Annotated in this window: 22 protein-coding genes, 2 tRNA genes and 1 pseudogene; 8 read left to right on the top strand and 17 right to left on the bottom strand. The window is 66.1% G+C overall.

Annotated features, from left to right (window positions below; genetic code table 11):
* The coding region (locus ACU0BR_RS12145; RefSeq protein ID WP_446157095.1) for a cbb3-type cytochrome c oxidase subunit I at positions 1–711 on the bottom strand (711 nt) is incomplete at its 3' end.
* 267 nt (positions 712–978) lie between these two features.
* The gene (gene lipB, locus ACU0BR_RS12140) at positions 979–1,680 is read right to left on the bottom strand and encodes a lipoyl(octanoyl) transferase LipB (protein WP_446157096.1); all 702 of its coding nucleotides are present in this window, start codon (positions 1,678–1,680) and stop codon (positions 979–981) included.
* A gap of 125 nt (positions 1,681–1,805) precedes the next feature.
* Between lipB and ACU0BR_RS12135 the strand changes: the two genes are divergently transcribed.
* A tRNA-Leu gene (locus ACU0BR_RS12135) sits at positions 1,806–1,891 on the top strand.
* 566 nt (positions 1,892–2,457) lie between these two features.
* Entirely contained in the window at positions 2,458–2,748 is a 291-nt protein-coding gene (locus tag ACU0BR_RS12130; protein WP_446157094.1) for a hypothetical protein, read from the top strand.
* 96 nt (positions 2,749–2,844) lie between these two features.
* On the opposite strand, the gene ACU0BR_RS12125 is transcribed toward ACU0BR_RS12130, so the two are convergent.
* Together ACU0BR_RS12125 and ACU0BR_RS12120 are read right to left on the bottom strand one after the other, a co-directional pair.
* The gene (locus ACU0BR_RS12125; RefSeq protein ID WP_446157093.1) at positions 2,845–3,528 is read right to left on the bottom strand and encodes an FkbM family methyltransferase; all 684 of its coding nucleotides are present in this window, start codon (positions 3,526–3,528) and stop codon (positions 2,845–2,847) included.
* A gap of 47 nt (positions 3,529–3,575) precedes the next feature.
* The gene (locus ACU0BR_RS12120; protein WP_446157092.1) at positions 3,576–4,766 is read right to left on the bottom strand and encodes a glycosyltransferase; all 1,191 of its coding nucleotides are present in this window, start codon (positions 4,764–4,766) and stop codon (positions 3,576–3,578) included.
* A 175-nt stretch (positions 4,767–4,941) separates the two neighbouring features.
* Here ACU0BR_RS12120 and ACU0BR_RS12115 point away from each other — a divergent pair, with 175 nt between their 5' ends.
* Positions 4,942–6,303 (top strand): asparagine synthase-related protein, encoded by a 1,362-nt coding sequence (locus ACU0BR_RS12115; RefSeq protein WP_446157091.1) that lies wholly within the window; start codon positions 4,942–4,944, stop codon positions 6,301–6,303.
* A 142-nt stretch (positions 6,304–6,445) separates the two neighbouring features.
* Positions 6,446–8,035, top strand: a complete 1,590-nt coding sequence (locus ACU0BR_RS12110; protein ID WP_446157090.1) for a hypothetical protein — start codon at positions 6,446–6,448, stop codon at positions 8,033–8,035.
* Here ACU0BR_RS12110 and ACU0BR_RS12105 read toward each other — a convergent pair.
* From ACU0BR_RS12105 to ACU0BR_RS12085, 5 genes are read right to left on the bottom strand one after another with little or no spacing between them, the layout of a single operon-like run.
* Entirely contained in the window at positions 8,032–9,078 is a 1,047-nt protein-coding gene (locus ACU0BR_RS12105) for a gamma carbonic anhydrase family protein (RefSeq protein ID WP_446157089.1), read from the bottom strand. The two genes, ACU0BR_RS12110 and ACU0BR_RS12105, sit on opposite strands and share 4 nt — an antisense overlap.
* Before the next feature lie 26 nt (positions 9,079–9,104).
* Positions 9,105–10,796: a methylmalonyl-CoA mutase family protein gene (locus ACU0BR_RS12100; RefSeq protein ID WP_446157088.1), complete on the bottom strand. Its 1,692-nt coding sequence runs from the start codon at positions 10,794–10,796 to the stop codon at positions 9,105–9,107.
* A complete protein-coding gene (gene meaB, locus ACU0BR_RS12095) occupies positions 10,793–11,767 on the bottom strand; it encodes a methylmalonyl Co-A mutase-associated GTPase MeaB (protein WP_446157087.1) in 975 nt (324 codons plus the stop codon). Before meaB ends, ACU0BR_RS12100 begins: the two co-directional genes overlap by 4 nt.
* Positions 11,764–13,197, bottom strand: coding sequence for a phenylacetate--CoA ligase family protein (locus ACU0BR_RS12090; RefSeq protein ID WP_446157086.1), 1,434 nt, complete (start codon positions 13,195–13,197; stop codon positions 11,764–11,766). Before ACU0BR_RS12090 ends, meaB begins: the two co-directional genes overlap by 4 nt.
* Positions 13,198–13,208: 11 nt before the next feature.
* The gene (locus ACU0BR_RS12085; RefSeq protein ID WP_446157085.1) at positions 13,209–13,616 is read right to left on the bottom strand and encodes a cobalamin B12-binding domain-containing protein; all 408 of its coding nucleotides are present in this window, start codon (positions 13,614–13,616) and stop codon (positions 13,209–13,211) included.
* Between the two features lie 105 nt (positions 13,617–13,721).
* On the opposite strand from ACU0BR_RS12085, the gene ACU0BR_RS12080 reads away from it, so the two are divergent.
* Both ACU0BR_RS12080 and ACU0BR_RS12075 read left to right on the top strand, forming a co-directional pair.
* Positions 13,722–14,375, top strand: coding sequence for a GntR family transcriptional regulator (locus ACU0BR_RS12080; protein WP_446157084.1), 654 nt, complete (start codon positions 13,722–13,724; stop codon positions 14,373–14,375).
* Positions 14,376–14,405: 30 nt separating this feature from the next.
* Positions 14,406–15,242 (top strand): NAD-dependent epimerase/dehydratase family protein, encoded by an 837-nt coding sequence (locus ACU0BR_RS12075; protein ID WP_446157083.1) that lies wholly within the window; start codon positions 14,406–14,408, stop codon positions 15,240–15,242.
* A gap of 54 nt (positions 15,243–15,296) precedes the next feature.
* Here ACU0BR_RS12075 and ACU0BR_RS12070 read toward each other — a convergent pair.
* Positions 15,297–15,372: transfer RNA gene (locus ACU0BR_RS12070), tRNA-Ala, on the bottom strand.
* Between the two features lie 97 nt (positions 15,373–15,469).
* Positions 15,470–15,796, bottom strand: coding sequence for a TIGR02300 family protein (locus ACU0BR_RS12065; RefSeq protein ID WP_446157082.1), 327 nt, complete (start codon positions 15,794–15,796; stop codon positions 15,470–15,472).
* 168 nt (positions 15,797–15,964) lie between these two features.
* Here ACU0BR_RS12065 and ACU0BR_RS12060 point away from each other — a divergent pair, with 168 nt between their 5' ends.
* Together ACU0BR_RS12060 and ACU0BR_RS12055 are read left to right on the top strand one after the other, a co-directional pair.
* Positions 15,965–16,675: a M48 family metallopeptidase gene (locus tag ACU0BR_RS12060; RefSeq protein WP_446157081.1), complete on the top strand. Its 711-nt coding sequence runs from the start codon at positions 15,965–15,967 to the stop codon at positions 16,673–16,675.
* 24 nt (positions 16,676–16,699) lie between these two features.
* Entirely contained in the window at positions 16,700–17,350 is a 651-nt protein-coding gene (locus tag ACU0BR_RS12055) for a GntR family transcriptional regulator (RefSeq protein ID WP_446157080.1), read from the top strand.
* A gap of 129 nt (positions 17,351–17,479) precedes the next feature.
* Here ACU0BR_RS12055 and lpdA read toward each other — a convergent pair whose 3' ends face one another.
* The 6 genes and pseudogenes from lpdA to ACU0BR_RS12025 all read right to left on the bottom strand — a co-directional run.
* Positions 17,480–18,868: a dihydrolipoyl dehydrogenase gene (gene lpdA / locus ACU0BR_RS12050; protein ID WP_446157079.1), complete on the bottom strand. Its 1,389-nt coding sequence runs from the start codon at positions 18,866–18,868 to the stop codon at positions 17,480–17,482.
* A gap of 39 nt (positions 18,869–18,907) precedes the next feature.
* Positions 18,908–19,315, bottom strand: coding sequence for an MAPEG family protein (locus ACU0BR_RS12045; protein WP_446157078.1), 408 nt, complete (start codon positions 19,313–19,315; stop codon positions 18,908–18,910).
* Positions 19,316–19,348: 33 nt separating this feature from the next.
* Positions 19,349–19,735 (bottom strand): MAPEG family protein, encoded by a 387-nt coding sequence (locus tag ACU0BR_RS12040; RefSeq protein ID WP_446157077.1) that lies wholly within the window; start codon positions 19,733–19,735, stop codon positions 19,349–19,351.
* A 108-nt stretch (positions 19,736–19,843) separates the two neighbouring features.
* Positions 19,844–21,484, bottom strand: coding sequence for a 2-oxoglutarate dehydrogenase complex dihydrolipoyllysine-residue succinyltransferase (gene odhB / locus ACU0BR_RS12035; protein ID WP_446157076.1), 1,641 nt, complete (start codon positions 21,482–21,484; stop codon positions 19,844–19,846).
* Positions 21,485–21,488: 4 nt separating this feature from the next.
* Positions 21,489–24,440 (bottom strand): 2-oxoglutarate dehydrogenase E1 component, encoded by a 2,952-nt coding sequence (locus ACU0BR_RS12030; protein ID WP_446157075.1) that lies wholly within the window; start codon positions 24,438–24,440, stop codon positions 21,489–21,491.
* 57 nt (positions 24,441–24,497) lie between these two features.
* Positions 24,498–24,878, bottom strand: a pseudogene (locus ACU0BR_RS12025) (succinate--CoA ligase subunit alpha); the annotation flags it as partial.

Genomic DNA, 24,878 nt, shown 5'->3' with positions numbered 1-24,878 from the left:
CAGAACCGGCAGCGCCAGCAGGATCAGCCATGCGGTCACGAAGATCGACCAGGCGAACAGCGGCACCTTGTGCAGCGTCATGCCCGGCGCGCGCATGTTCAGGAAGGTGGTGATGATGTTGATCGCACCCAGGATCGACGACGCACCCGAGACGTGCACCGCAAAGATCGCGAGGTCTGTGAACATGCCTGATTCGCGCGTGGACAGCGGCGGGTAGAGCACCCAGCCGATGCCAGAGCCGAGCTGGTCGTTGCCGCCCGGCGTCAGCAGCGAGGCGACGGCCAGCGAGGTGCCCGCGACGTAAAGCCAGAACGACAGGTTGTTCAGGCGCGGCAAGGCCATGTCCGGCGCGCCGATGTGCAGCGGCATGAAGAAGTTGCCGAACCCCCCGAACAGCGCGGGAATCACCACGAAGAACATCATCAGGATGCCGTGGCCGGTGATGAGCACGTTCCACAGATGCCCGTTGGGTGTACATTCGCCCGCCGCGGCGGCCGTGATGCGCGCGCCCTCCAGGCACATGTACTGCACGCCCGGGTCCATGAGCTCCATCCGCATGTAGACAGTGAAGCCCACGGAGATGAACCCGGTCAGTGCGGAGACGACCAGGTACAGGATCCCGATGTCCTTGTGATTTGTAGACATGAACCAGCGGGTGAAGAATCCCCGCTCGTCATGGCCGTCGTGGCTGTGGATGGCTGCGTCTGCCATGAAGGCCTCCCGATCCCGTGAATATATCAAGCGGCGGAAAGAGCTCCACCGCACACCTGAGGCGGTTTTAATCCCGCCCGCACTGGAGGGCAATGCACAAGACTGACGCAGCCTGCGCCGGGACAAGCGGTAGTTTGTCGCGCTTCGCCGGATTGTGAAGTGTCGAGAGCGCGGCGGCGCGCGTGGGGTTTCGCCGCGCGATGCGGCGGCGCCCTCGTGGGCGAAACGGGGGGTTGGCCCTCAGCCTTGCCGCGCGGGGCGGCTTGGTCAGGAGACGTCCTCGAAAATCTGCGCGAAGGTCAGCGCCAGCGCCAGGTCCACATCCGCCATCGTGACCGGCAGGCCCAGGTCCACCAGGCTGGTGACCCCATGCCCGCGGATGCCGCAGGGCACGATTCCGTCGAAATGGCTCAGGTCCGGGTCGACGTTGATCGACAGCCCGTGAAAGCTGACCCATTTGCGCAGCCGCACGCCGATCGCGGCGATCTTGTCTTCCCGGACCGCCTGGGGCGCGGCGCCCGTTCCGACGCCCGTTCCGACGCCCGTTCCGACGCCCGCTCCGGCGGCCCGATCGGGGCGGGCGACCCATACCCCCACGCGGCCCGGACGGATCTCGCCCTTGAGTTGAAACTCCGCCAGGGTCGCGATCACCCAATCCTCCAGTTGGCGCACGAAGCGGCGCACGTCGCGACCGCGCCGCCCCACGTCGAGCATCACATAGACCACGCGCTGCCCCGGCCCGTGATAGGTGTATTGCCCGCCGCGGCGGGTCTGGTGCACGGGGAACCTGCCCGGATCGTTCAGATCCGCAGGGCGCGCGCTGGTCCCGGCGGTGTAAAGCGGCGGATGCTCCAGCAGCCAGACGGCTTCGGGCAGGGTGCCCTCCGCGATCGCGGCCGCGCGCCGTTCCATCCAGGCGACCGCATCCTCATAGGGCTGCGGTGCGTCCGACACGATCCACTCCACCATCTTCATGCCTTTCCCATGCCCCCGGCGCCGGGCCGGGATGGCGGCGTGCGGGGGCGAAACATCGCTCAAATAACGGCTTCACATCCCCGATCCAAGCCGCTATACGGCCCAGCACCAAGTCATGGGCGGTCGTGGCGGAATGGTAGACGCGCAGCGTTGAGGTCGCTGTGGGGTAACACCCGTGGAAGTTCGAGTCTTCTCGACCGCACCAACTTTTCCCCCGTCCCCCGGTATGTCCCCTGTGCTGAACGTGGGGCGCACCATGCGGCGCTTGGCCCTGCCTCCCTGTTTATCGTCGGGTCCGGTCGGAGCAAGGCCGCCGATTTTGTTGCTTTTTTGCCACGACCCTGAGCGCGGAACCGGAGTCGGTTTGCGCCGCCTGCCCGCGTGGAAGTGGGCGGTAAGGCCCGCCGGTATTGGCGATATTCTCCGCGCTTAAAGTATTTGTCACTTTAACTTCAGTGCCTTGAGGTTCGAGCCGCGCGCGCCCAAGGGCCTTGATGTCCGGGGATTGGCCGAGCGTTCGCGATCAGCGGCTTGGCTGAAGGATGTGCCCCTAAGCGATTAATTAGCAATGGCTATTTTGAAATTTATTGTTAGCGGAAAGTTGGACAGCTAAGCATATTGCCACGAGGCCGCAGAGGCCGGATCGAAACTCAATTTCCGCCCCGATGGGCGGGGTGGAAAAGTTGAATGACGATCGGCCGGAGAGGGGCAACAAACCCCCGGGCATCGAAGATTGAGGGTGAAACCCGATTATGAGGTTGGAGGGCAGTCATGAGCTGGAAACAATGCCAGATCGAGCGGGAAATCAAGCAGACCGGGGCCCGGTTCGAGTGGCCGAGCATGGAGAATTTCGATTGCCTCCCGGGAATCGCCTATGCCGATGTGATGGGCTTTCTGGGGTGGTTGCTGCATTGGCCGGGCGACTACGCCCTCAGCCACCCGGCGGTCAGGCGCTTTACCGGCATGCATGAAGAGATCATCGTCGGACACGGGTTTTCCGCGGCCGTCGTCATTCTTCTGGCGATCTTGCTGTCGGTTTTTCTGGCGCAGGCCTTCAGGTAGGCGGGGGCCCGGCGCCGGGGCCTTTCCGCCCCCGCATCGCACCGGCATCATTCCGGGGCGGCGGAGGCATCTGCCGTTGCGGCGACGCCGCGCCGGTCAGTGCCAGATCCGTACCCGCACCCCCAGCTTGCGCAGCTTGGCGATCAGCGCGAGTTCCTTTTGCCGGGTTTCGCTTCGCATCGGTTCCGCCTGATATTGCGCATGAAATTCGACGTATAGCGTATCGATCAGGCGGTGGACGCCGCGGTCGATGATGGCGTGCAGCAGGTCGATTTCCGCGCCTTCGATGTCCATCTTCACGACGATGGTGTCATAGGTCTCGGCCTGGGTCTGCAAATAGGCGGGGAAGTCGATGACCGGCACCTCGATCGCCGCGGCCTCGTCGGGGGCGTAGGTGCTGGAGTTGTGGCTTTTCAACAGCGAGCCGCCCTGCGACAGCTGCCCGCCCTCGGTATCGGCGAGGCCGTAGAATTTCAGCACGCCCGTGCCCACGCCGATGGCCTGGGGATGCAGCGTCATCGGACGCGTGCTGCCGTCGCGCAGCCTTTCCAGCGACGGCAGGCAATTGGGGTTCGGCTCGAACAGGTGAAAGTCGATGTCCGTGTCGTGGAAACGCCTGGAGAACCAGGTGAACCCCTGACCGACATTCGACCCGCCATCGACGAAAAGCTTGCGTCCGGTCCGCCGTCTGATGCGCGCGGCGTCGGCGGCCGCATAGGCACCTTCGCGGGCGCGGTGCACCCTGCGCTTGAGGCGCTTGAATTCTCCACGCAACGACATCGGCTGTTTCCCCTTGTCTTCCCTGGCCCGGCCTGCCGCGCGGGTTTCTACAGCTGTCCCCGGCGCGGCGGCTCCGCCCGATCCGGCGCGCGCCCCGCGATCACGGCCTCGGCGCGCCGGTAGAGCATCTCGCGGTCGAATTCCCGCAGCGCCTTGCCGCGGCCCGCCTGACCCATGGCGCCACATTGCTCGGGGTTTTCCAACATCTGCCCGATGCGCGCTTCAAAGCCGATCGCGTCGTGTTCGTCCACCATGAATCCGGTCGCACCCTCGTCGATCAGATAGGGAATGCCCGCATGGCGGGTGGACACAACGCAGGCGCCGGCGGCCATCGCTTCCTGGATGACGGTGGGGGCACCTTCCTGATCGCCGTTCGGGCCGACGACCGAATGCTGGACGAAGAGCGGCGCCGCGCGCAGGCGGTCCTGCACGAATTCATGCGATTTGCGGCCGTGCAGGATCACCTGCGAACTCGCCCCGAGCTCCTCGACAAGCGCCTGGCAACGCCCCAGCAGCGGCCCGTCGCCGATCATTTCCAGCCGCGCGCCCGGGTGGCCCCGCGCGGCGCCGACGAAAGCGCGGATCGTGGTCTCGGGGGCTTTCTTGTGGATGAAACGTCCCGCCGCCAGCACCAGCCCCGCCGTCTTGGGGCCGGGATGAAACTTCGTCATGTCGACGCCGCTGGGCACGACGTGGCTGTTGGGATGGGTAATTCCCTTGGCGGCCAGCCGATCGAGCAGGAATTGCGACACCGCGATCACCCCGTCGATGCCGTCCATCATGGCGCGGTAGGATCTGACCCGCCGCGCCCCTTTCTTTCCCGAATCCAGATAGGCCGTCGCGTCATGCCCGCGGAAATAGACGAAAACGGGCAGGCCGAGGCGCCGCGCGATGGGATAGATGAAACCCGCCTCCGTGCCGAATTCGGCCAGCACACGTTCGACGCCCTGCGCGCGCAGGAAATCCTCCACCGCGCGGCGTTTCGCGCCGGTGGGCGGGTGGGTATTGTGATGGCGGATGTAGTTGCCGATATGCTCCAGCGGCGATGCCAGCTTGTCGACCGCGCCCAGCGGATGCTCGGCCAGGCAGACGCTGGGCCTGTCGCCCGCGAGGACGGGGTGCCGTTCTCGGCAAACCACCGCGGTGTTGCCGCCGAACAGATTGCCGATGTGCTGGATCACGGGCGTCTGGGTGGGGTCGGGGTAGATTTTCGTGGCGATCGCGATCCTGAGCGGCATCTGCCATCCCTTGTTTACGTCGAATGACAGGCGAGACGCCCGCGTTTCGCGCAGATTGCACAAAAGCTTCGGCAAAAACAACTCGGTGCCGCGCGCGACCGCGCCATCTGGCGGTACGGCGCGGTTTGTCGTATTCCGGCACTGCCGCGAGCGGCGAACGATACAGAGGGTCCCCATGTGCAGCTTCGTTTTTTCGACTGTTCCGACAGATCGCGTGGATTTCAACCGGATCATGCGGCTGCGCGGTCCCGACGTGACCAAGGAGCACAGCCTCGACGGCTATTTCTTCTGTCATAACCTGTTGTCGATGCGGGGCGATTATGTCGCACAGCCCTATGTGCCGGACAACGGCGAGATCGTCGTGCTGTTCAACGGCGAAATCTACAACTGCCCCGACGATTACGACAGCGAGGCGCGTTATCTGCACGATCAATACCTGGAAAAGGGCACCGGCCTCTTCCGCGACCTTGACGGCGAATACGCGATCCTGATCGTCGATTTCAGAAAGGGAACGCTCTACGCGGCGCGCGACTGCTTCGGGACCAAGCCGCTGTTCTTCGGCTCCAAAGGGGATGATTTCGGCTTTGCCAGCTATCGCGATGCCCTGACGGCGCTGGGATTCGAGGGAATCCACCCGCTGCGCCCCAATCATTTCGTCGAATATGCGCTCGACGGAAGCAGCATCGTGTCGGCGGAGACCTATCTGTTCAACATCGCCCAGCACGACAGCGACATCGAGGGGTGGTTCTCCGCCTTCGACGCGGCCGTGGCGAAACGCGTGCGCCATCTGCGCGGCACGCCCTTCGTCGGGCTGTCCAGCGGCTACGACAGCGGCGCCATCGCCGCCTCGCTGATCGCGCAGGGCGCGCGCTTCATGTCGGTCACCGTGGAGGGGCGTGAAAACCCCGAGGTGATCGCCGGGCGCATCAAGGCGGTCGAGGCCTCGGGAAATCGCGCCATCACCATCCCGCAAGAGGATCTGGATGTCGACAAATGGCGCCGGTGGCTCAAGGACCATGTCGAGGACGAGCCCTATTTCATCGTCAACGACGACGGCGAACGGCTGGAGGTCAACAAGAGCGTTCATACCGACAAGGCGGCGCTGATCCTGGCCGGCGTCTGCGCCAAGGCCAAGGAAAACGGCGCGCTCGTCTACCTTTCGGGCAGCGGCGCGGACGAGATCTTTTCGGATTACGGCTATCAGGGACGAAAGTTCTATTCGCACAGCAACTTCGGCGGGCTTTATCCGCAGAACCTGCTGGGGCGGTTCCCGTGGTCTTCGTTCTTCGGCAGCACGCAGGCGGCGTATCTGGCCAAGGAGGAAATGGTCGCCGGTTCCTTCGGGATGGAGGCGCGCTATCCGTTTCTGGATGTGGCGGTGGTGCGGAAATTCCTGACGTTGCGGGCGGACATCAAGAATGAGGTCTATAAGTCCGTCGTTCGCAGCTATCTGGCCAAGCATGATTTTCCGGTTCATGAGAACGAAAAGATCGGCTTCGGCTTTGCCCGCAGGAAAAAGCGGTTCCGGCTTTGGTAGCCGTGGCGGCCGCGCGCCGGGCGCCCCGGGGGTCTTGCGCGCCCGCCACAGCCAGCGGCGGGGTTTCCGGCATCGGCCCGGTTTTCTTGTGATCGCACCGCGCGGCGCGTAGGTCGGACACGTGGGACGACAGGGGAACCGGATGCGCGATCAGGATGCGGCGTGGATCGTCGGGGTATCGGCGATGGCGCTGGTGCCGCTGGCGGTGGTGGTGCTGGGCTATACCGGGCGCGACGACAGCCATATCACCTATCATGTGGCCGATGCGATGGCGGCGGGGCGCGGCGTCGTCAACTACAGCGGTGCGCTGCTGGAGCAGTCGAGCTCGCTCGCCTATACGGCGCTGTTGGCGCTGGTATCGGCCGTGCTCGGCACGATGAGCGCGGCAAACGGCCCGGTCGTCAGCCTGGTGCTGCATTTGCTCGCGGGGGGTGTGCTGTTTGCCTATCTGCGCATGCAGCGATTGACAGCATGGGTTGCGGTTCTGGCCGTCCTGCTGCCCGCGCCGCTCTACTGGGCGCTGTCGGGGATGGAAAATTCCCTCTATCTGCTGGTTCTGCTGGGGCAGGCCATGGTGACGGCGCGGTTCGTGTCGAGGCCGGGCGCGCGGGCGGCGCTGCCGGTCGCGGCGGGGGCCGTTCTGATCAGCCTTACCCGGCCGGAGGGCGCGCTGGTGCTGGTCTGTGCGGGCGTGCTGCATCTGTGGCTGTCGCCGCGGCGCGGCGCCCTGCTGCGGCTGTTGCTTGTGCTGGGGGCGGCGGTGGCGGTGGCGACGGTCTTTCGCCTGTCGCTGGGGCTGCATGTCTTTCCCAACACGGTCTATGCCAAGCAGGCGCTGCCGCTTTCCCGGCGCGTTCAGCAGGGGCTGGGGTATCTGGTCGACACTGCCCGTTCGGTGCCCGCGACGGGCCTGCTGAGCTTCGGGTTCCTGCTGCTGGCGCTCGGGCAGCGGGGCGCCGGGGCAGGCGGGGAAGAGAGGGACGGAGGGGAAGACGGCGCGGCACCCGGGGACAGTCTGGGTGAATTCCGCCACGCGCTGCTCTCGCTCAGCCTGGCGATCCTCCTGTTCGCCGTGGCCGCGGGCGGCGATTGGATGGAGGCGGGGCGGTTCCTGACGCCTGTTTTCGTTTTCCTGTTCCTGCTCGTCGCGCTGTCGCTCCGGCCGCGCCGGTTGGTCTGGCTGATGGGGCTGGTCATGGCGGCGAGCGTGCTCGACATCGCGCTATTGGCGCGGCAGGCGACGGGCGGGCTGCCTCTGGCATATCCCTATGAGGCAGGGGTCGAGCGCTACAAGCCCGCTTGGGCGGAGCGTTTCAACAGCATTCACGCGCGTGACATCACCTTCGTGGACGGGGTGCTTGCGGTCCTGGCGCGCGATCCGCGACCGGCGGTCACGATCGCGTCGATCCAGGCGGGGATGGTGCCTTACTACATCTTCCGCAACGCGCCCAATGCGGCGCGGTTCGTCGATCTCTTCGGGCTCGCCTCGGATGAGGTCCAGCCCTGTGCCTCGCAGTGGGAGGCCGATCCCTATGCCGATATCGCTGCGCTGCGAACCTGCATGGGGGTTGCGCTCGATTACGTCTACGATCTGGACAACGCCCGCTGGGACCGGTTGCGGCGCCTGCGCGATGCGGGCTGCCGGGAGGTGTTCCGCGAATCGCTCGTCATCGATCCCGCACCCTGGAAAGCGGCCTTCAGGCCCAACCAGTTCCTCGTGCGCTGCAATTAGCCCTTGGCCTTCTGCGCCTTTGCGAACGACAGGGCGTAGCCGCAATAGGCGGGGATCGTCTCGCGCAGCGCGGCGCGCTGTTCCTCGGTCAGCGCGCGTTTGCGGCGCGCGGGGCGACCGGCCCAGAGATACCCCGCCCCCAGCAGCTGGTCCGGTTCGGTTTGCGCACCGGCGGCCAGCAGCGCGCCGGTTTCCACCACCGTGCCCGGCGCCACGCGTGCGCCGATGCCGATCAGCGATCCGTCGGCTATGTCGCAGGCGGCCAAGGTGGCGTTGTGCCCTATGGTGACATCCGCCCCGATGCGGATCGCGCCCTGCGTGGCGTCGAGCTTCGCGTTGTCCTGGATGTTGGAGCGCGCGCCGAGGGCGATGCCCGACGCACCCCCCCTCAGGGTGCAGCCGAACCAGATGCTGGAGTCGGGCGCGAAGCGGATCGCGCCTGATAAAAGGGCATTGTCGGCGACGAAGCGGGCTGAGCCCTCGGCCTGGCCGGATACGGCGGCGGGCCCAGCGCCCGTTTCTGGAGCCGTTTCTGCACCCGTTTCTGCCGCGACCGTAGCTGCACGCGCCTGCCGGTGGCATTCGCGCAGCGCATCGCCGTCGATCCGCTCCACCGGTTTGGCGGGTGCGCCGGCGTAGCGCCAGCCGCCTTCGAGCTGGCTGCGCGGAAAGACGACCGCGCCTTCGTCCAACACGACGCCGTCGCCCAGAACCGCCGCATCCAGCACGATCGCGCCGGGTCCGATCAGGCAGTCGTCGCCCAGCGTGCAGGCGTGCACGACCGCGCCTTGCCCGATGGTGGCGCGGTGCCCGATGATGCACGGCAGCATCTCGTGCACGATATGCACGGTCGCATCGGCGCCAAGATGCATATCGTCCCCGATGCTTACGTAGTGGCCGTCCGCGCGGATCACGGCGGAACGCCCGAGCCAGGGCGCGCGCCCGATGGTGGCGCGCCCCAGCACCGCCGCGCCGGGGCCTGCGTGTGTCGGTGCGGATGCGATGGCGGGCGCGGTGCCGTCAAAGGGCAGGGTGGTCAGCATTATGTCTCCTTCGCGCCCGGCTCGGTCTAGAATACGGGCGTTTCGCGGTAAGTGCCCCAGACGGCTTTCAGTTTCTCGACGATATCGCCCATCGTGGCGCCCTTGCGCACCAGCTCGATGGTGACGGGCATGATATTCTTGCTGTCGTCCTTGGCAACCTCGACCAGATCGTTCAGCAGGCGCTGGATCTCATCCTCGTCGCGCTCGGCGCGCACGCGGGTGGTGCGGGCGATCTGCCGCGCGGCGGTCTGGGCGTCGTAGGGGTGCGTCTCGATCTTCACGTCCCGCTCGTCCATCTGGTAGCAGTTCACGCCGATCACCGGCTTTTCGCCCGACTGCTTGCGCAGCGCGGTGTCATAGGCGAAATCGGCGATGTGCTTCTGGAACCAGCCCTCCTCGATCAGCTTGATGGTGCCGCCCTGCTCCTCGATCTCGTCGAGGATCTCGAAGATCCTGGCCTCGTACTCATTGGTCAGCGATTCCACGTAGTAGGAGCCGCCCAGCGGGTCGACGGTACTGGTGACGTTGGTTTCATGCGCGATCACCTGCTGGGTGCGCAGCGCCATGCGCATCGCGTCCTCGGTGGGGATGGCGAAGGCCTCGTCATAGCCGTTGGTGTGCAGCGACTGCGCGCCGCCCAGCACCGCCGCCATCGCCTGCATCGAGGTGCGGATGACGTTGACCATATACTGCGGCTTGGTCAGCGTGGCCGCCGCCGTCTGGCAGTGGAAGCGCAGGCGCATCGACTCGGGCTTTTTCGCGCCGAAGCGTTCCTTCATGATCTTGGCGTAGCAGCGGCGCAGCGCGCGGAACTTGGCGACCTCCTCGAAGAAATCGTTCTGGCAGACGAAGAAGAAGGCCAGCCGCGGCGCGAAGTCATCGACATCCATGCCGGTCTTGGTGACCTCGTCGACATAGACGATCAGATTGGCCAGCGTGAACGCCGCCTCATGCAGCGGCGAGGACCCGGCCTCGGAGATGTGATAGCCCGAGATGTTGATCGGGTTGTAGCGCTTCATCGTCTTCGCGCTGTAGGCGATCATGTCGCGCACGATCCGCACCGACGGCGCGATCGGAAAGATGTATTCCTTCTGCGCCATGTATTCCTTGAGGATATCGGCCTGCACCGTGCCCGACAGCTTGTTCAGGTCCAGCCCGCGCTTTTCGGCCAGCGCGATATACATCGCCAGCAGGATCCACGCCGACGGGTTGATCGTCATCGAGACGGAGATCTCCTCCAGGTCGATGCCGTCGAAGAGCGCCTCCATGTCCGCCAGCGTGTCCACGGCCACGCCCTCGCGGCCCACTTCGCCCTCGGACATCGGATGGTCGCTGTCATAGCCCATCAGCGTGGGCATGTCGAAATCCGTCGAAAGGCCGGTCTGCCCCTGTTCGATCAGGAACTTGAAGCGGTTGTTGGTGTCCTCGGCCACGCCGAAGCCCGCGATCTGGCGCATGGTCCAGTTGCGGCCGCGGTACATCGTGGGGTAGGGGCCACGGGTGAACGGGTACTGGCCGGGCAGGCCGATATCCTCGGCCGGTGTGTCGGCGATATCGGCGGCGGTGTAGGTGCGCTTGATCGGCAGGCCGGACTGGGTGAAGAAGGCCTCGCGCCGCTCGGGCGCGCGCTTGAGGAAGGCGGCGACCTCATTGGCCTCCCACTCCTTGTAGGCGCGTTCCAGCTCTTCGGGATCGGTCTTGGAAATCGTGTCTTTCATCTTTTCGCTTCTCCCGCATAGGCGTGAACCAGCGCTTCGGCCGCGCTGTAGGGGTCGCTTTCACGTGCTGCCAGTGCCTTGCGGCTGCTGGCGATATTGTCGGACTGGGCGGCGCGGAAGCCTTCCAGCACCAGCGTCTCGGATGCCTTGGTCAGGCGGAACTGGGCGATGCCCTCGCGCCGGGCGCGGCCCTCGGGCGTGTCCAGCAGGGCATGATGGCGGCTCAATGCCTCCACCAGCTCGTCGAAGCCGCTTGCGTTGTAGGAGCTGACGCCGACCACCGGGGGTATCCAGCCGCCGATCCTGTCGTGCGTCAGCCCGTCCTTGAGCATCATCTTCAGGTCGGTGATCGTACGGTTCGCATCTGATCGGTCGCATTTCGAGACGACATGCACATCGGCGATTTCCAGAATGCCGGCCTTGATCGCCTGCACCTCGTCGCCCAGCCCGGGGGCGGAAACGACGACGGTGGAATGCGAGGCATTGGCGATTTCCACCTCGTCCTGGCCCACGCCCACCGTCTCGATGATGATGACCTCGAAGCCCGCCATGTCGAGCACGTCGACCACGTCGAGCGCGGCATGTGCCATGCCCCCCACCGCGCCATGCGTGGCCATGGAGCGGACGAAGACATGCTCGTCCAGCGCCAGGTCCGACATGCGGATGCGGTCGCCCAGGATCGAGCCGCCCGAATAGGGGCTGGAGGGGTCGATGGCGACGACGCCCACGCGCTTGCCTTCGGCGCGCAGCTTCTTGACCAGCTGCGCGACCATGGTGGATTTGCCGCTGCCCGGCACGCCGGTGATGCCGATCACCTGGGCGCGGCCCGCGCGGCGGTAGACCTCGCCCAAGGCGGGGCGGGCTTCCTGCACCCCGGCCTCGGCGCGCGAGATCAGCCGCGCCACGGCCCAGCGTTCGCCCGCCACGATCCGCGGCACCAGATCGTCAGAGGGGATGTAGCTTTTCTTCATGAGCGCGCCTTTTCCTGCTGGGCCATCGCCTGTTGCAGGATCTCGCGGTTGTCGATCACCCGACGCGCCTTGAAATCGGTGCGCTCGATGGAGTTCTGCGGCGCCAGCTCGACATTGGTGCGCACGCCGATCAGCCGTTGCAGATAATCCGACGCCTCGCGCCGGAACGCCTCCATCGCGGCGTCGCCCTTCTGCGCGACGGCGGAGTCGGCCTCGACCCGCACGACCAGCTCATCCATCCGGGCGTCGCGCGATATGATGATCCGATGCTCGCCGCCATAGCCGCGCAACTGGTTCAGCGCGGCGTCGATCTCGCTCGGATACACGTTCTCACCCCGGATGGTGAATTGATCGTCGATCCGCCCCACGATCCCCATGGGAAGGTGCGGATAGGTCCGCCCGCAGGGCGTCGGGCCCTGTTCCCACAGCGCCAGATCGCCCGATTTCAGCCGGATCATCGGCTGCGAGCTGCGTTCGAGATGGGTGTAGATCGGCGTGCCGCGGCGGCCGTAGGGCACGCGGGCGTTGGTTTCGGGGTCGCAGACCTCGGTATAGACGACATCCTGCCAGCACAGCATGCCCTCGCTGCCCTCGGCGCCGCCCAGATGCATCCACGGCGTCATCTCGCCCATCGAGCCGCTGTCGTAGACGCGCGCGCCGTAAAGCTCTTCGATCCGGTCGCGGATGCCGGGGATGGAGGCGCCGGGTTCGCCGGAAAAGAACATCACCTTCAGCCCGAAATCGCGCGGGTTCAGGCCGTTCTCCCTGGCGACATCGGCCAAGTGCAGCGCATAGGTCGGCGTGCCGTAGAAGGCCGCCGGTTTCAGCATGTCGAGCCATTGCGCACAGCGCGCCGACATGCCGGCCGCCCCCGCGCCGAAGGGAAAGGCCTTGGCGCCCAGCCGTTCGGCCCCCACGAGCGCGCCCCAGCTGCCCATGTAAAGGCTGAAGACGGCGGCCACGCAGATCGTGTCGCCCGGCCGTAGCCCCATCGCCCACATGATCCGGGCGTGCGCATTGGCGATGGCGTCCCAGTCGTCGCGCCCGATGGCGAATGCCGTGGGCCGTCCGGTGGTGCCGGAACTGCCGTGGACGTGAAAGACCTCCGACTCGGGCACGCAGAGGTAGTTGCCGAAGGGCGGATGCGCGGTCTGCGACCGGCGCAGATTGGCCTTTTCGACCACCGGCACGCGGGTCTCGAAATCCTCCAGCGTCTTCAGCTGGCTGGGGTGAAATCCGGCCTCATCCCATTTTTCCCTGTAGAAGGGCGCCTTTTCATAGGCATAGGCGCAGACCTCTTGCAGGCGCCTGAGGATCGCGGCGTCGCGCTCTCCCGCGGGCATCGTCTCGCGCCGCTCGAACCAGTAGCGGCTGGACGGATCGGGCAGGTAGCTGTTGTCGTAGCGGGGGGGAAAGCTCCACTGTTCCATTTGTGCGCCCCTTACCGCGGGCCGCGTTCGTCGACCAGTTGCGTCAGCCGATCCACGATCTGTTGCGGCGGCGTATCCTGAAGCAAAACCTCCGCCACGCCCATCTTCTTGAGCTCCTCGACATCCTCGTCGGGCATCACGCCGCCCGCGACGATGATCATGTCGTCGGCGTTCTGCTCCTTGAGCATCTTCAGGATCTTGGGAAAGACGGTCATCTGCACGCCCGACAGCAGGCTCACGCCCAGGATGTCCACATCCTCCTGCACCGCGGCGCTCACGACCTCCTCGGGGGAGCGGTGCAGCCCGGAATAGATCACATCCATCCCCGCATCGCGCAACGTGCGCGCCACCACCTTCACGCCCCGATCGTGCCCGTCCAGACCGACCTTCGCCAACAGTACCCGAACTGGCTGTGCCATCACGCCTCCCAACGCATAAGGAATTTCGTATACGAAATATGAAATTGCACCTCCTGTCAACTGGACCTAGGGTCGGGACGACGCGCAGCGCGAAAGGACGCCGGAATGCAAGCGATCGAGCCTGCCAGGTCGTTGGTGGAAAAAACCTATGACGCGTTGCTGGACGCGATCTGCACCGGGCAGTTCAAGCCCGGCGCGCGTCTGGCGCAGGACGAGCTGGCCGCGCGGTTGCAGGTCTCCCGCCAGCCGGTGAACAGCGCAATCGCACTGCTCAAGACGCAAGGCTTCGTGCAGGATACCGGCCGACGCGGCGTCACCGTGGCACCCGTGGGCCCGGACATGCTGCGCGAGATCTATGAATTCCGCTCCGCCGTCGACCCGCTGGCCGTACGACTTGCGGTGCCGCGCCTTGGCCAGGACGCCATCCTGCGCGGGCGCGCCATCATCGAGGCGGGCAAGCAGGCCATCGCGCAGGGTTCCGCCCCGCTGGCGATCCAGGCCGACATGGATTTTCACGGGCTGATCTACGAATTGTCGGGCAACGGGATGCTGGGCGCCTCGATGAGGCTGAACTGGCGCCACCTTCAACGCGGCATGCGCGATGTGCTGAGCAACCCGGGCATGACCATCGCGGTATGGAAGGAACATGAGGCGATCTTTCGCGACATGGCGCGCGGTGACGGCGAAAGCGCTGCGGCGCGGATGCACGCCCATGTGACGAATGCGCTTGAACGCACCCTGACCGAACAGGCATCCTGACCCCGACACGTCATGCCGAAGGGGGACGCGGTGAAAAAGATTGTGCTGACAGGGGCCGCGGGCCGCCTTGGATCCTACCTCAGAGAGCCGCTGAGCCGCCTGGCCGATGCGCTGGTGTCCAGCGATCTGCCCGACGAGATCGGCATGCTCTACGACGGCGAGGATTACGTCAGCGCCGATCTGTCCGACCTGGCCGCGATGGAGCGCCTGCTCGACGGCGCCGAGATGGTGGTGCATTTCGGTGCCATCGGTGACGAGGCGCCGTTCGACGACATCCTGAAATCCAACATCGTCGGCTGCTACAACATCTGGGAAGCGGCGGCGCGGCAGGGCGTGCGCCGCGTGGTCTACGCCAGCTCGATCCACGCGGTGGGCATGCACCCCAAGACCGATTTCATCGGCACCGACGCGCCGCACCGGCCGGACACCTATTATGGCCTGGCCAAATGCTTCGCCGAGGATCTGGCCAGTCTCTACTGGGACAAGAAGGGGGTCGAATCGGTCTGCATGAGAATTCTGTCCTGCGCGCAGGTCAACAACACGCGCGCGCTGGGCAGCTGGCTGTCCTACGGCGATCTGGTGCGGCTGGTGCAGGCCGCGATCACCACGCCCGTCACGGGCTTTTCCATCGTCTACGGTGTCTCGGCCAACGACCGCGCCCCGGTGGACAATGCGCGCGCCGGTTTCCTGGGTTACCGGCCGCAGGACAACGCCGAGCAATTCGCCGATCAGGTGCTGACTGCGGCTGAACCCGCCGATCCGCACGATCCCGCCCAGATGTGCCACGGCGGGCCCTTCGCCACGACCGACCTTGGAAGCAGCGGCCTGGCCTCGATGAACGTGATCGACGACCGCAAGAAGGGATGACGCCCCGCAGGGGCGGCGCGGCCCGAAGGCGCGGTGATGGTCATGAAAAGGGGATGGTGGAGCCTAGGGGGGTCGAACCCCTGACCTCTTGCATGCCATGCAAGCGCTCTCCCAACTGAGCTAAGGCCCCTTGCCGTGTGCGGCCAGCGAACCGCCCGCGCCACGCTGTTTAGGCAAGCCGTCGAAGGGGCGCAAGCGAAAAACGCCCCCTCGCGGCCTGAGTTTTTTCAGCTGTCGTCGTCGTCGTCCTTGGCCACGTCGGCCAGATCGTCGAGCGCGACCGTATCGTCGTCTTCATCGTCCAGGACGTCATCGCCCAGATCGACGTCGGCGTCGTCGTCATCTTCCAGCGTCGTTTCCTCATCGCCCTCGACCTGCGCCTGCATGGCCTTCTTGTCGGGCTTGTCGGCGACCATCGTCCGCGACTTGCTGCTGGTTTCCAGCACCACGACCTCGCCCGTATAGGGGCTGACGATCGGATTCTTGTTCAGGTCGTAAAAGCGCTTGCCGGTGGTCGGACAGACGCGCTTGACGCCCCATTCCTCTTTGGGCATGAGTGGTCCCCTTTCATCATCGGAGCTGAGCGAATTCGGCGTCAGGTGCCACATGGTCGCCCCGGTGTAAAGCCTTTTGCGTCTTGCGCCGCCCGGCATGCCGACGCAATGCTGACACAGGCCCCGATCACAGGCGCCGGGGCCGCGAGGAGAGCACCATGACGGACCATGCCCGATAGGCTGGAACTGCCCGGAGAGCCCCCGGTCACCGTGATCCTGCGCCGCTCGGCACGGGCAAGGCGACTGTCGTTGCGTGTGTCGCGGCTGGATGGCCGGGTGACCCTGTCGATGCCGCGGGGGGTGAGCGAGGCGGCGGCGATGGCCTTTGCGCGGGAAAAGGCCGGCTGGCTGCGCGGGCATCTGGCGCGCCAGCTTGAACCGGCGTTCGCCGTCGCGGGTACGGCCTTGCCCTTCGAGGGGCGCGAGGTGGCGTTGCGCGCCGCGGAACCGGGCGCGCGCAGATCCGTGATCTACCGCGACGGCGCGCTTTACGTCCCCCCGGACGAGGCGCGCGCGCTGCCCGCGCTCAGGGCTTTTCTGCGCGAAAGCGCCCGCATCCGGCTGACCGCGGCCAGCGACCGCTTCGCCGCGCGCCTGGGGCGCGGCTACAGCCAGATCGCGCTGCGCGACACCAGATCGCGCTGGGGGTCGTGTTCCAGCGACGGGCGGCTGATGTATTCATGGCGTCTGATCATGGCGCCGCCCGCGGTGCTGGAGTATGTCGCCGCGCATGAGGTCGCGCATTTGGCGCATATGGATCATTCGCGCGCCTTCTGGCGGGTGGTGGAGGATCTGTTTCCCGATCACGCCGCGCAGCGCGGCTGGCTCAGGACCGAGGGCAATGCGCTGCACCGCTGGCGGTTCGAGTTGACCGGCTGATCGCGGCGCCGCACTCTGCCCGCCATGTTGATGCAATCCAGACCAGGTGATTCGACCAGCGCCGCGCATGACCGGCTGTACCGCAGCCTGCGCGTCCAGATCATGCACGGGGAGTTGCCGCCCGGGCAGGCGCTGACGCTGCGCGGTCTGGCGCGCCGCTTCGGCGTTTCGATGACGCCGGTGCGCGAGGCGCTGCGCCGCCTGGTCGCCGAAGGCGCGCTGACCCTGTCCTCGTCGGGCCGCGTCAGCACGCCGGAACTGTCGTCGGACCGCATCGAGGAGCTGGCAGCGCTGCGCGCCCTGCTGGAGCCGGAACTGGCCGCACGCGCGCTGCCCCGCGCGCATCTGGCGCTGATCGACAGGTTGCAGGCGATGCAGTCGGTGATCGCCGAAACCATCGTCAAGCAGGACGCGGCGGGCTATATCCGTACCAATCTGGAGTTTCACCGCAGCCTCTACCTGCGCGCCCAGGCGCCCGCGATGCTGGCGATGGCGGAAACGGTCTGGCTGCAACTGGGCCCGACGATGGCCACGCTTTACGATCGGCTGCAACGCACCGAGGCCCCGCATAACCACCGCCTCATCATCGCCGCGCTGAAAGCGGGGGACGAGCCGAGCTTGCGGCTGGCCGTGCGCGCGGATGTCACCCAGGGGTTGAAGCTGCTGGTGGGGTAGGGGGCTGCCGCCCCCGCCGGCCCTTCGGGCGCTCCCCCGCGGATATTTCCGACCAGAAGAAGCGAGGCGCGCCCGCCGCACTTTCTTCTGGTTTCAAATATCCACGGCCTCAGGCGGACGCCCGGCGCATCAGCTGTGGATGGCGCCGTCGCCGCAGGCCAGCGCGGCTTCGCGCACCGCCTCGGAATAGGTCGGGTGGGCATGGCAGGTCATCGCCAGATCCTGCGCGGCCGCGCCGAATTCCATCGCGACGCAGATTTCGTGGATCAGATCGCCGGCCATCGGCCCGATGATATGCGCGCCGAGAATGCGATCGGTCGTCTTGTCGGCCAGGATCTTGACGAAACCGTCGGCGGCGAAATTCGCCTTGGCCCGGCCGTTGCCCATGAAGGAGAACTTGCCCGCCTTGTAGGCACGGCCCTCGGCCTTGAGCTGTTCCTCGGTCAGGCCCACGGTGGCGACTTCGGGATGGGTATAGATCACGCCCGGGATCACGCCGTAGTTCACATGCCCCGCCTTGCCGGCCAGCACTTCGGCCACGGCCATGCCCTCATCCTCGGCCTTGTGGGCCAGCATCGGCCCCTCGATCGCATCGCCGATGGCGTAGATGTCCCTGACCGAGGTGGCCCAATGCGCATCGGTCTTGACCTGCCCGCGCGCGGTCAGCGCGACGCCCAGATCCTCCAGCCCCAGACCGTCGGTGAAGGGCCTGCGCCCGGTCGCCACCAGCACCGCGTCGGCATCGAGCGTCGCCTCGCTGTCGTCCTTGCGGGATTTGTAGCGGACGCTGGCCTTCTTTCCCTTGACCTCGACACCCTGGACGGCCGCGCCCATGACGAAGCTCAGCCCCTGTTTCTTGAGCGTGCGCTGAAACGTCTTCTGCACCTCGGCGTCCATGCCGGGGGTGATGGCGTCGAGATATTCGACCACCGTCACCTCCGCGCCCAGCCGCGCATAGACGGAACCCAGCTCCAGCCCGATGACGCCGGCACCGATCACCACCATCTTCTTGGGCACCGAGGCAAGCTCCAGCGCGCCGGTGGAGGTGACCACGATCTTCTCGTCGACCTCGACGCCGGGCAGGGCGGAGCTTTCCGATCCGGTGGCGATGACGATATTCTTCGCCTCATGCACCTCGTCGCCGACCTTGACGCGGCCCGCCTGCGGGATGGACCCCCAGCCCTTCAGCCAGTCGATCTTGTTCTTCTTGAACAGGAATTCGATTCCCTTGGTGTTGGTCTCGATCGTCTCCTGCTTGTAGGCCAGCATCTGCTTCCAGTCGACCGAGGGCGATTTGCCCTTCAGGCCCATCTTGGAGAAGTTATGCTCGGCCTCATGCAGCATGTGGGTCGCGTGCAGCAACGCCTTCGAGGGAATGCAGCCCACGTTCAGGCAGGTGCCGCCCAGCGTCTCGCGGCCCTCGACGCAGGCGGTTTTCAGGCCCAGCTGGGCGCAGCGGATGGCGCAGACGTAGCCGCCGGGGCCACTGCCGATCACGATAACGTCGTAACTTGCCATTGAATTCTCCTTCTGCCCCGGTCGGGGCGTCACATCGTCTTAGACAAGACCCTGGATCAGCGCGGCCAGGATCATCAGCAGGGTGGCGGCGAAGCCCACGACCCAGATCAGCGAACGCCCCGGCCGCCAGCCGAAGGCGTAGGCGGGGATGTAGGCCACACGCGCGATCAGATAGACCCAGGCCGCACCCGCCGTCAGCGCACTGGATTGTCCGCCCTGCACCACGACCACAACGGCAATGGTGAACAGGATCAGCCCTTCGAAGTGGTTGTCCATCGCCCGGCGCATCCGCTGGGTGAAGACCGAGGGTTCGCGCGACGGCGGACGATCCCGCGCCGACATGGTGTAGCCGGGGCCGAGTTCGCGGTTCGCGGGCACCGCCATCAGCAGGAACTGCACCGCCTGTAGAAGCGCCGCGAGCCCCAGAGCCAGAAGTTCCTGTGCCATGCCCTCTTGTCCTTTCGCCGCCGGTCGCGCGCGTCAGAGCGCCGCGATATAGATATAGGCCGTGCAGAGCAGGCCGGTCACCCACAGCAGCGTGCGCAGCCAGGCAATGCCCGCGACATAGACCGCGACATAGGCCACGCGCGCCAGCAGAAACAGGTTCGCCGCGATCAGCGTGCCGGTCGAAGAGGAGGCGCTGACGAAGACGATGAGCACCGCGGGGGCGAACAGGGCCATCGCGACCACCGAATTGGCGAGCGCGCGTTCCATCCGGGCGGCGCGGCCGTGTAGCCTGCGCTGTTCATCGCGCGGCGAGACCAGATAGCCCAGGCCAAGCTGCGGCATCGCCATCAGCACCGGCATCAGGATGACAAGCATGACCCAGAGGCCATAGAGGACGAGGATCGACAGTTCGCTGGGCATTTCACATCTCTCCGCTGGTCGGGGCAGTCGCACGGTAGCATGGATTGCCCCCGCCACGAGGACGAATGGGGGCGCGGAGGGGCAGGCGGTGCCGCCCCTCTCGCCTCCTTACAGATCCATCAGCAGGCGGCGCGGATCCTCCAGCGCCTCTTTCACCCGGACGAGGAAGGTCACCGCGCCCTTGCCGTCGACGATCCGGTGATCGTAGCTCAGCGCCAGATACATCATCGGGCGGATTTCCACCTTGCCGCCGATGGCGACGGGGCGGTCCTGGATCTTGTGCATTCCCAGAATGCCCGACTGCGGCGGGTTCAGGATCGGCGAGGACATGAGCGAGCCGTAGACCCCGCCGTTGGAAATGGTGAAGCTGCCGCCCTGCATCTCGGCCATGCTGAGCTTGCCGTCGCGGGCGCGCAGGCCAAGCTCGGCGATCTTCTTCTCGATGGCGGCGAAGCCCATCGCGTCGGCGTCGCGCACCACCGGCACCACCAGCCCCGAGGGCGTGCCCACGGCCACGCCCATGTGCACGTAGTTCTTGTAGATCACGTCGGTGCCGTCGATCTCGGCGTTCACGTCCGGCACCTCGGCCAGCGCGTGGCAGCAGGCTTTGACGAAGAACGACATGAAGCCGAGCTTCACGCCGTGTTTCTTGAGGAACAGATCCTTGTATTCGTTGCGCAGCTCCATCACCGCGGTCATGTCCACCTCGTTGTAGGTGGTCAGCATCGCGGCGGTGTTCTGGCTTTCCTTCAGGCGGCGCGCGATGGTCTGGCGCAGGCGGGTCATCTTGACCCGTTCCTCGCGGGCGCTGTCTTCGGCGGCCACGGGGGCGCGGGGGGCTTGCGCGGGGGCGGCGGGCGCCTGAGCCGGCGCCTGGGCGGGGCGCGCGGTATCGGCGGGGCGCCCGGCCTGCGCGCCGCCTTCGATCGCCTTTTGCACGTCTTCCTTCATGATGCGACCGTCGCGGCCGGTGCCGGTGATCTGATCGGCGGTCAGGTTATGCTCGGCCATCAGCTTCTTGGCGCTGGGGGCGTGTTCGACATCGCCGGCGGCGGCATCGCGCGCCGGGCTGCCGGTATCGGCGGCGGGCGGGGGCGGTGCGACCTCTTCGGCGCTGGCGGCCCCGGCGGCGGCGCCTTCGGCGCGCAGCGTGGCGAGCCTGCCGCCCGCTTCGACCGTTTCACCCTCGGCGGCCAGTATGTCGCCCAGAACGCCTGCGGCGGGCGAGGGCACCTCGACCGACACCTTGTCGGTTTCCAGCTCGCACAGCATTTCATCCTGCGCGACGGTGTCGCCCGGTTTCTTGAACCACGAGGCGACCGTCGCCTCGGTCACCGATTCGCCCAGCGTGGGAACCATGACGTCGAGCGTGCCGCCCCCCGATGCGGTGCCCGAAGCCGCGGGCGCGGGGGCGCCGGATGCGGCCCCCGATGCAGCCTCGGCAGAACCCGCCGCGGCGGGCTTCGCCGCGCTCGTCGTCTTGGGCGTCGTCTCTTCGGGGCCCGCGTTGCCTTCTTCGGCTATGTTGGCCAGCAGCGCGTCGACGCCCACGGTGGTGCCTTCCTCGGCCACGATCTCCTCCAGGGTGCCGGCGGTGGGGGAGGGAACCTCCACCGTCACCTTGTCGGTTTCCAGCTCGCACAGCATTTCGTCCACCGCGACGCTGTCGCCCGGTTTCTTGAACCATGTGGCGACGGTGGCCTCGGTGACGCTTTCGCCCAGGGTGGGAACGCGGACTTCGGTGCTCATTTGATTACCCTTCGATGGTCAGCGCTTGGTCGACCAGCGCCTGTTGTTGGGATTTATGCTGACTGGCCAGACCCGTCGCAGGCGAGGCCGAAGCGGCGCGCCCGACGTAGCGGGGCCGGGTGTGGCGGGCATCGAGCCGCGACAGAACCCATTCGATGTTCGGTTCGATGAAGCTCCAGGCGCCCTGGTTCTTGGGCTCTTCCTGGCACCACAGGATCTCGGCGTCCTTGAACCGCTCCAGCTCCTTGACGAGGCTGAGCGCGGGGAAGGGGTAGAATTGCTCGATGCGCAGCAGGTAGACATCCTGGATGCCGCGCTTGTCGCGTTCTTCCAGCAGGTCGTAATAGACCTTGCCGGAACACATCACGACGCGGCGGATATCGGCGTCGGGGGCCAGCGTGGTGTCCGAGTTGCCCTTTTGCGCATCATCCCAGAGCACACGGTGGAAGGACGACCCTTCGGTGAAATCCTCGGCGCGCGACACGGCCAGCTTGTGGCGCAGCAGCGATTTCGGCGTCATCAGCACAAGCGGCTTTCGGAAGGTCCGGTGCAGCTGGCGGCGCAGGATGTGGAAGTAGTTCGCGGGCGTGGTGCAATTCGCCACGATCCAGTTGTCGCCGCCGCACATCTGCAGGAACCGTTCCAGCCGGGCGGAGGAATGTTCCGGGCCCTGGCCTTCATAGCCATGCGGCAGCAGCGTCACCAGGCCCGACATGCGCAGCCATTTGGATTCGCCCGAGCTAATGAACTGGTCGAACATGATCTGCGCGCCGTTGGCGAAATCACCGAACTGCGCCTCCCACGCCACGAGCGCATTGGGTTCGGCCAGCGAATAGCCGTATTCAAAACCCAGCACCGCATATTCCGACAGCATCGAGTCGATCACCTCATATCGCGCCTGTCCGTCGCGGATATGGTTGAGCGGGTAGTAACGGTCCTCGGTGGTTTGGTCGATCAGGGCGGAATGGCGCTGCGAGAAGGTGCCGCGCGTGCTGTCCTGCCCCGACAGGCGGACGGGATAGTTTTCCAGCGTCAGAGATCCGAAGGCCAGCGCCTCGCCGGTGGCCCAGTCGAATCCCTCGCCCGATGCGAACATCTGCTTCTTGGCCTCGAGCAGGCGTTCGACTGTGCGATGCAGCGCCACGCCCTCGGGCGCGGTGGTGATGGCGCGGCCGATCTCCTGGAAGGTGTCCGAGGATATCGCGGTCTGGCCGCGCTGATATTCCTCGCCGCGGCGGTTCATGTGCGACCAGCGCCCGTCCAGCCAATCGGCCTTGTTGGGGCGGTATTCCTTGCCGGCCTCGAACTCCTCGTTCAGCAGCGACTGGAACTGCGCCTTCATGTCCTCGATCTCGCCCTCGGGGATCAGCCCGTCGGCGATCAGCCGGTCGGTATAGAGTTGCAGCGTCGTCTTCTGCTTCTTGATGGTCTTGTACATCAGGGGGTTGGTGAACATCGGCTCATCCCCCTCGTTGTGACCGAAGCGGCGGTAGCAGAAGATGTCGATCACCACATCCTTGTGGAACTTCTGGCGGAACTCGGTCGCCACCTTGGCGGCATGGACCACCGCCTCGGGGTCGTCGCCGTTGACGTGGAAGATCGGCGCCTCGACCATCAGCGCGATATCGGTCGGATAGGGGCTGGAGCGCGAGTAATGCGGCGCCGTGGTGAACCCGATCTGGTTGTTGACGACGATATGCATCGTGCCGCCGGTGCGGTGGCCGGTCAGCCCCGACAGGCCGAAACATTCCGCCACAACGCCCTGGCCGGCAAAGGCCGCATCGCCGTGCAGCAGCACGGGCAGCACGCTGGTGCGGTCCTTGTCGCCGCGCTGTTCCTGCTTGGCGCGGGTCTTGCCCAGAACCACCGGGTTCACGGCCTCCAGATGGGAGGGGTTGGCGGTCAGCGACAGATGCACGGTGTTGCCGTCGAATTCGCGATCGGACGAGGCGCCGAGGTGGTATTTGACATCCCCCGATCCGTCGACATCCTCGGGCTTGAAGCTGCCGCCCTGGAATTCGTTGAAGATCGCGCGGTAGGGCTTGCCCATCACATTTGCCAGCACCGACAGGCGCCCGCGATGCGGCATCCCGATGGCGATCTCGCGCACGCCCAGGGCGCCGCCGCGCTTGATCACCTGTTCCATCGCCGGGATCAGGCTTTCGCCGCCGTCCAGGCCGAAACGCTTGGTGCCCATGTATTTGACATGCAGGAACTTCTCGAAGCCCTCGGCCTCGACCAGCTTGTTGAGGATCGCCCGACGCCCCTCGCGGGTGAAGCGGATTTCCTTGTCGAACCCCTCGATCCGCTCCTTCAGCCAGGCGGATTGCTCGGGGTCCGAGATGTGCATGTATTGCAACGCGAAGGTGCCGCAGTAGGTGCGCTTCACGATCGTCAGGATCTCGCGCATCGAGGCGACTTCCAGCCCCAGAACGTTGTCGATGAAGATCGGCCGGTCCATGTCGGCCTCGGTGAAGCCGTAGGACCGGGGGTCGAGCTCGGGGTGGGCCACGTCCTCGCGCATGCCCAGCGGGTCCAGATCGGCGGCCAGATGGCCCCGGATGCGATAGGCGCGGATGATCATCAGCGCGCGGATCGAATCCAGCACCGCGCTTTGCACATCGTCGTCCGACAGCTCCGCGCCCTTGGATTTCGCCTTGTCGCGGATCTTCTGCTCTGCCGCGCGGGCCTCGGCGGGCCATTGCCCGTCCAGCGCGGCGGTCAGATCGTCGGTTGGGGCGGGGGGCCAGTCGGCGCGCGCCCAGCTGGGGCCGGTCGCCTCGCGCTGCACGTCGGTGTCGGCGTCGCCCATCTGGGCGAAGAACTTCTGCCACGCCTCGTCGACCGCCTGGGGGTCGTTCACGTAGCGGGCATATAGCTGCTCCATGTATTCGGCATTGTGGCCTTGCAGGAAGGAAGATGCGTGGAACTGGTCGTTGGAGCTTTGGTCCGTCATGGCGACACCTGACTGTGACGTGAGGCCCCGGCCGGACGACCGGCCGGAGCGAAGGGGTTAACCGATGGCCTTCAGCACGGCCTCGCCCAGCCCGGCGGGGCTGTCGGCAACGACGATGCCTGCGGATTTCATCGCTTCGATCTTGTCTTCGGCACCGCCCTTGCCGCCGGCGACGATGGCGCCCGCATGGCCCATGCGGCGCCCCGGCGGCGCGGTGCGCCCGGCGATGAAGCCCGCGGTGGGCTTCCAGCGGCCGCGCTTCTTCTCGTCGGCCAGGAACTGCGCGGCTTCTTCTTCGGCCGAGCCGCCGATTTCGCCGATCATGATTATGCTCTGCGTCTCGTCATCGGCCAGGAACATTTCCAGCACGTCGATATGCTCGGTCCCCTTGATCGGGTCGCCGCCGATGCCCGCCGCCGTCGATTGGCCCAGGCCGCT

This window comes from Brevirhabdus sp. (assembly GCF_052826345.1).
This window is presented reverse-complemented; position numbering and strand designations above follow the sequence as displayed.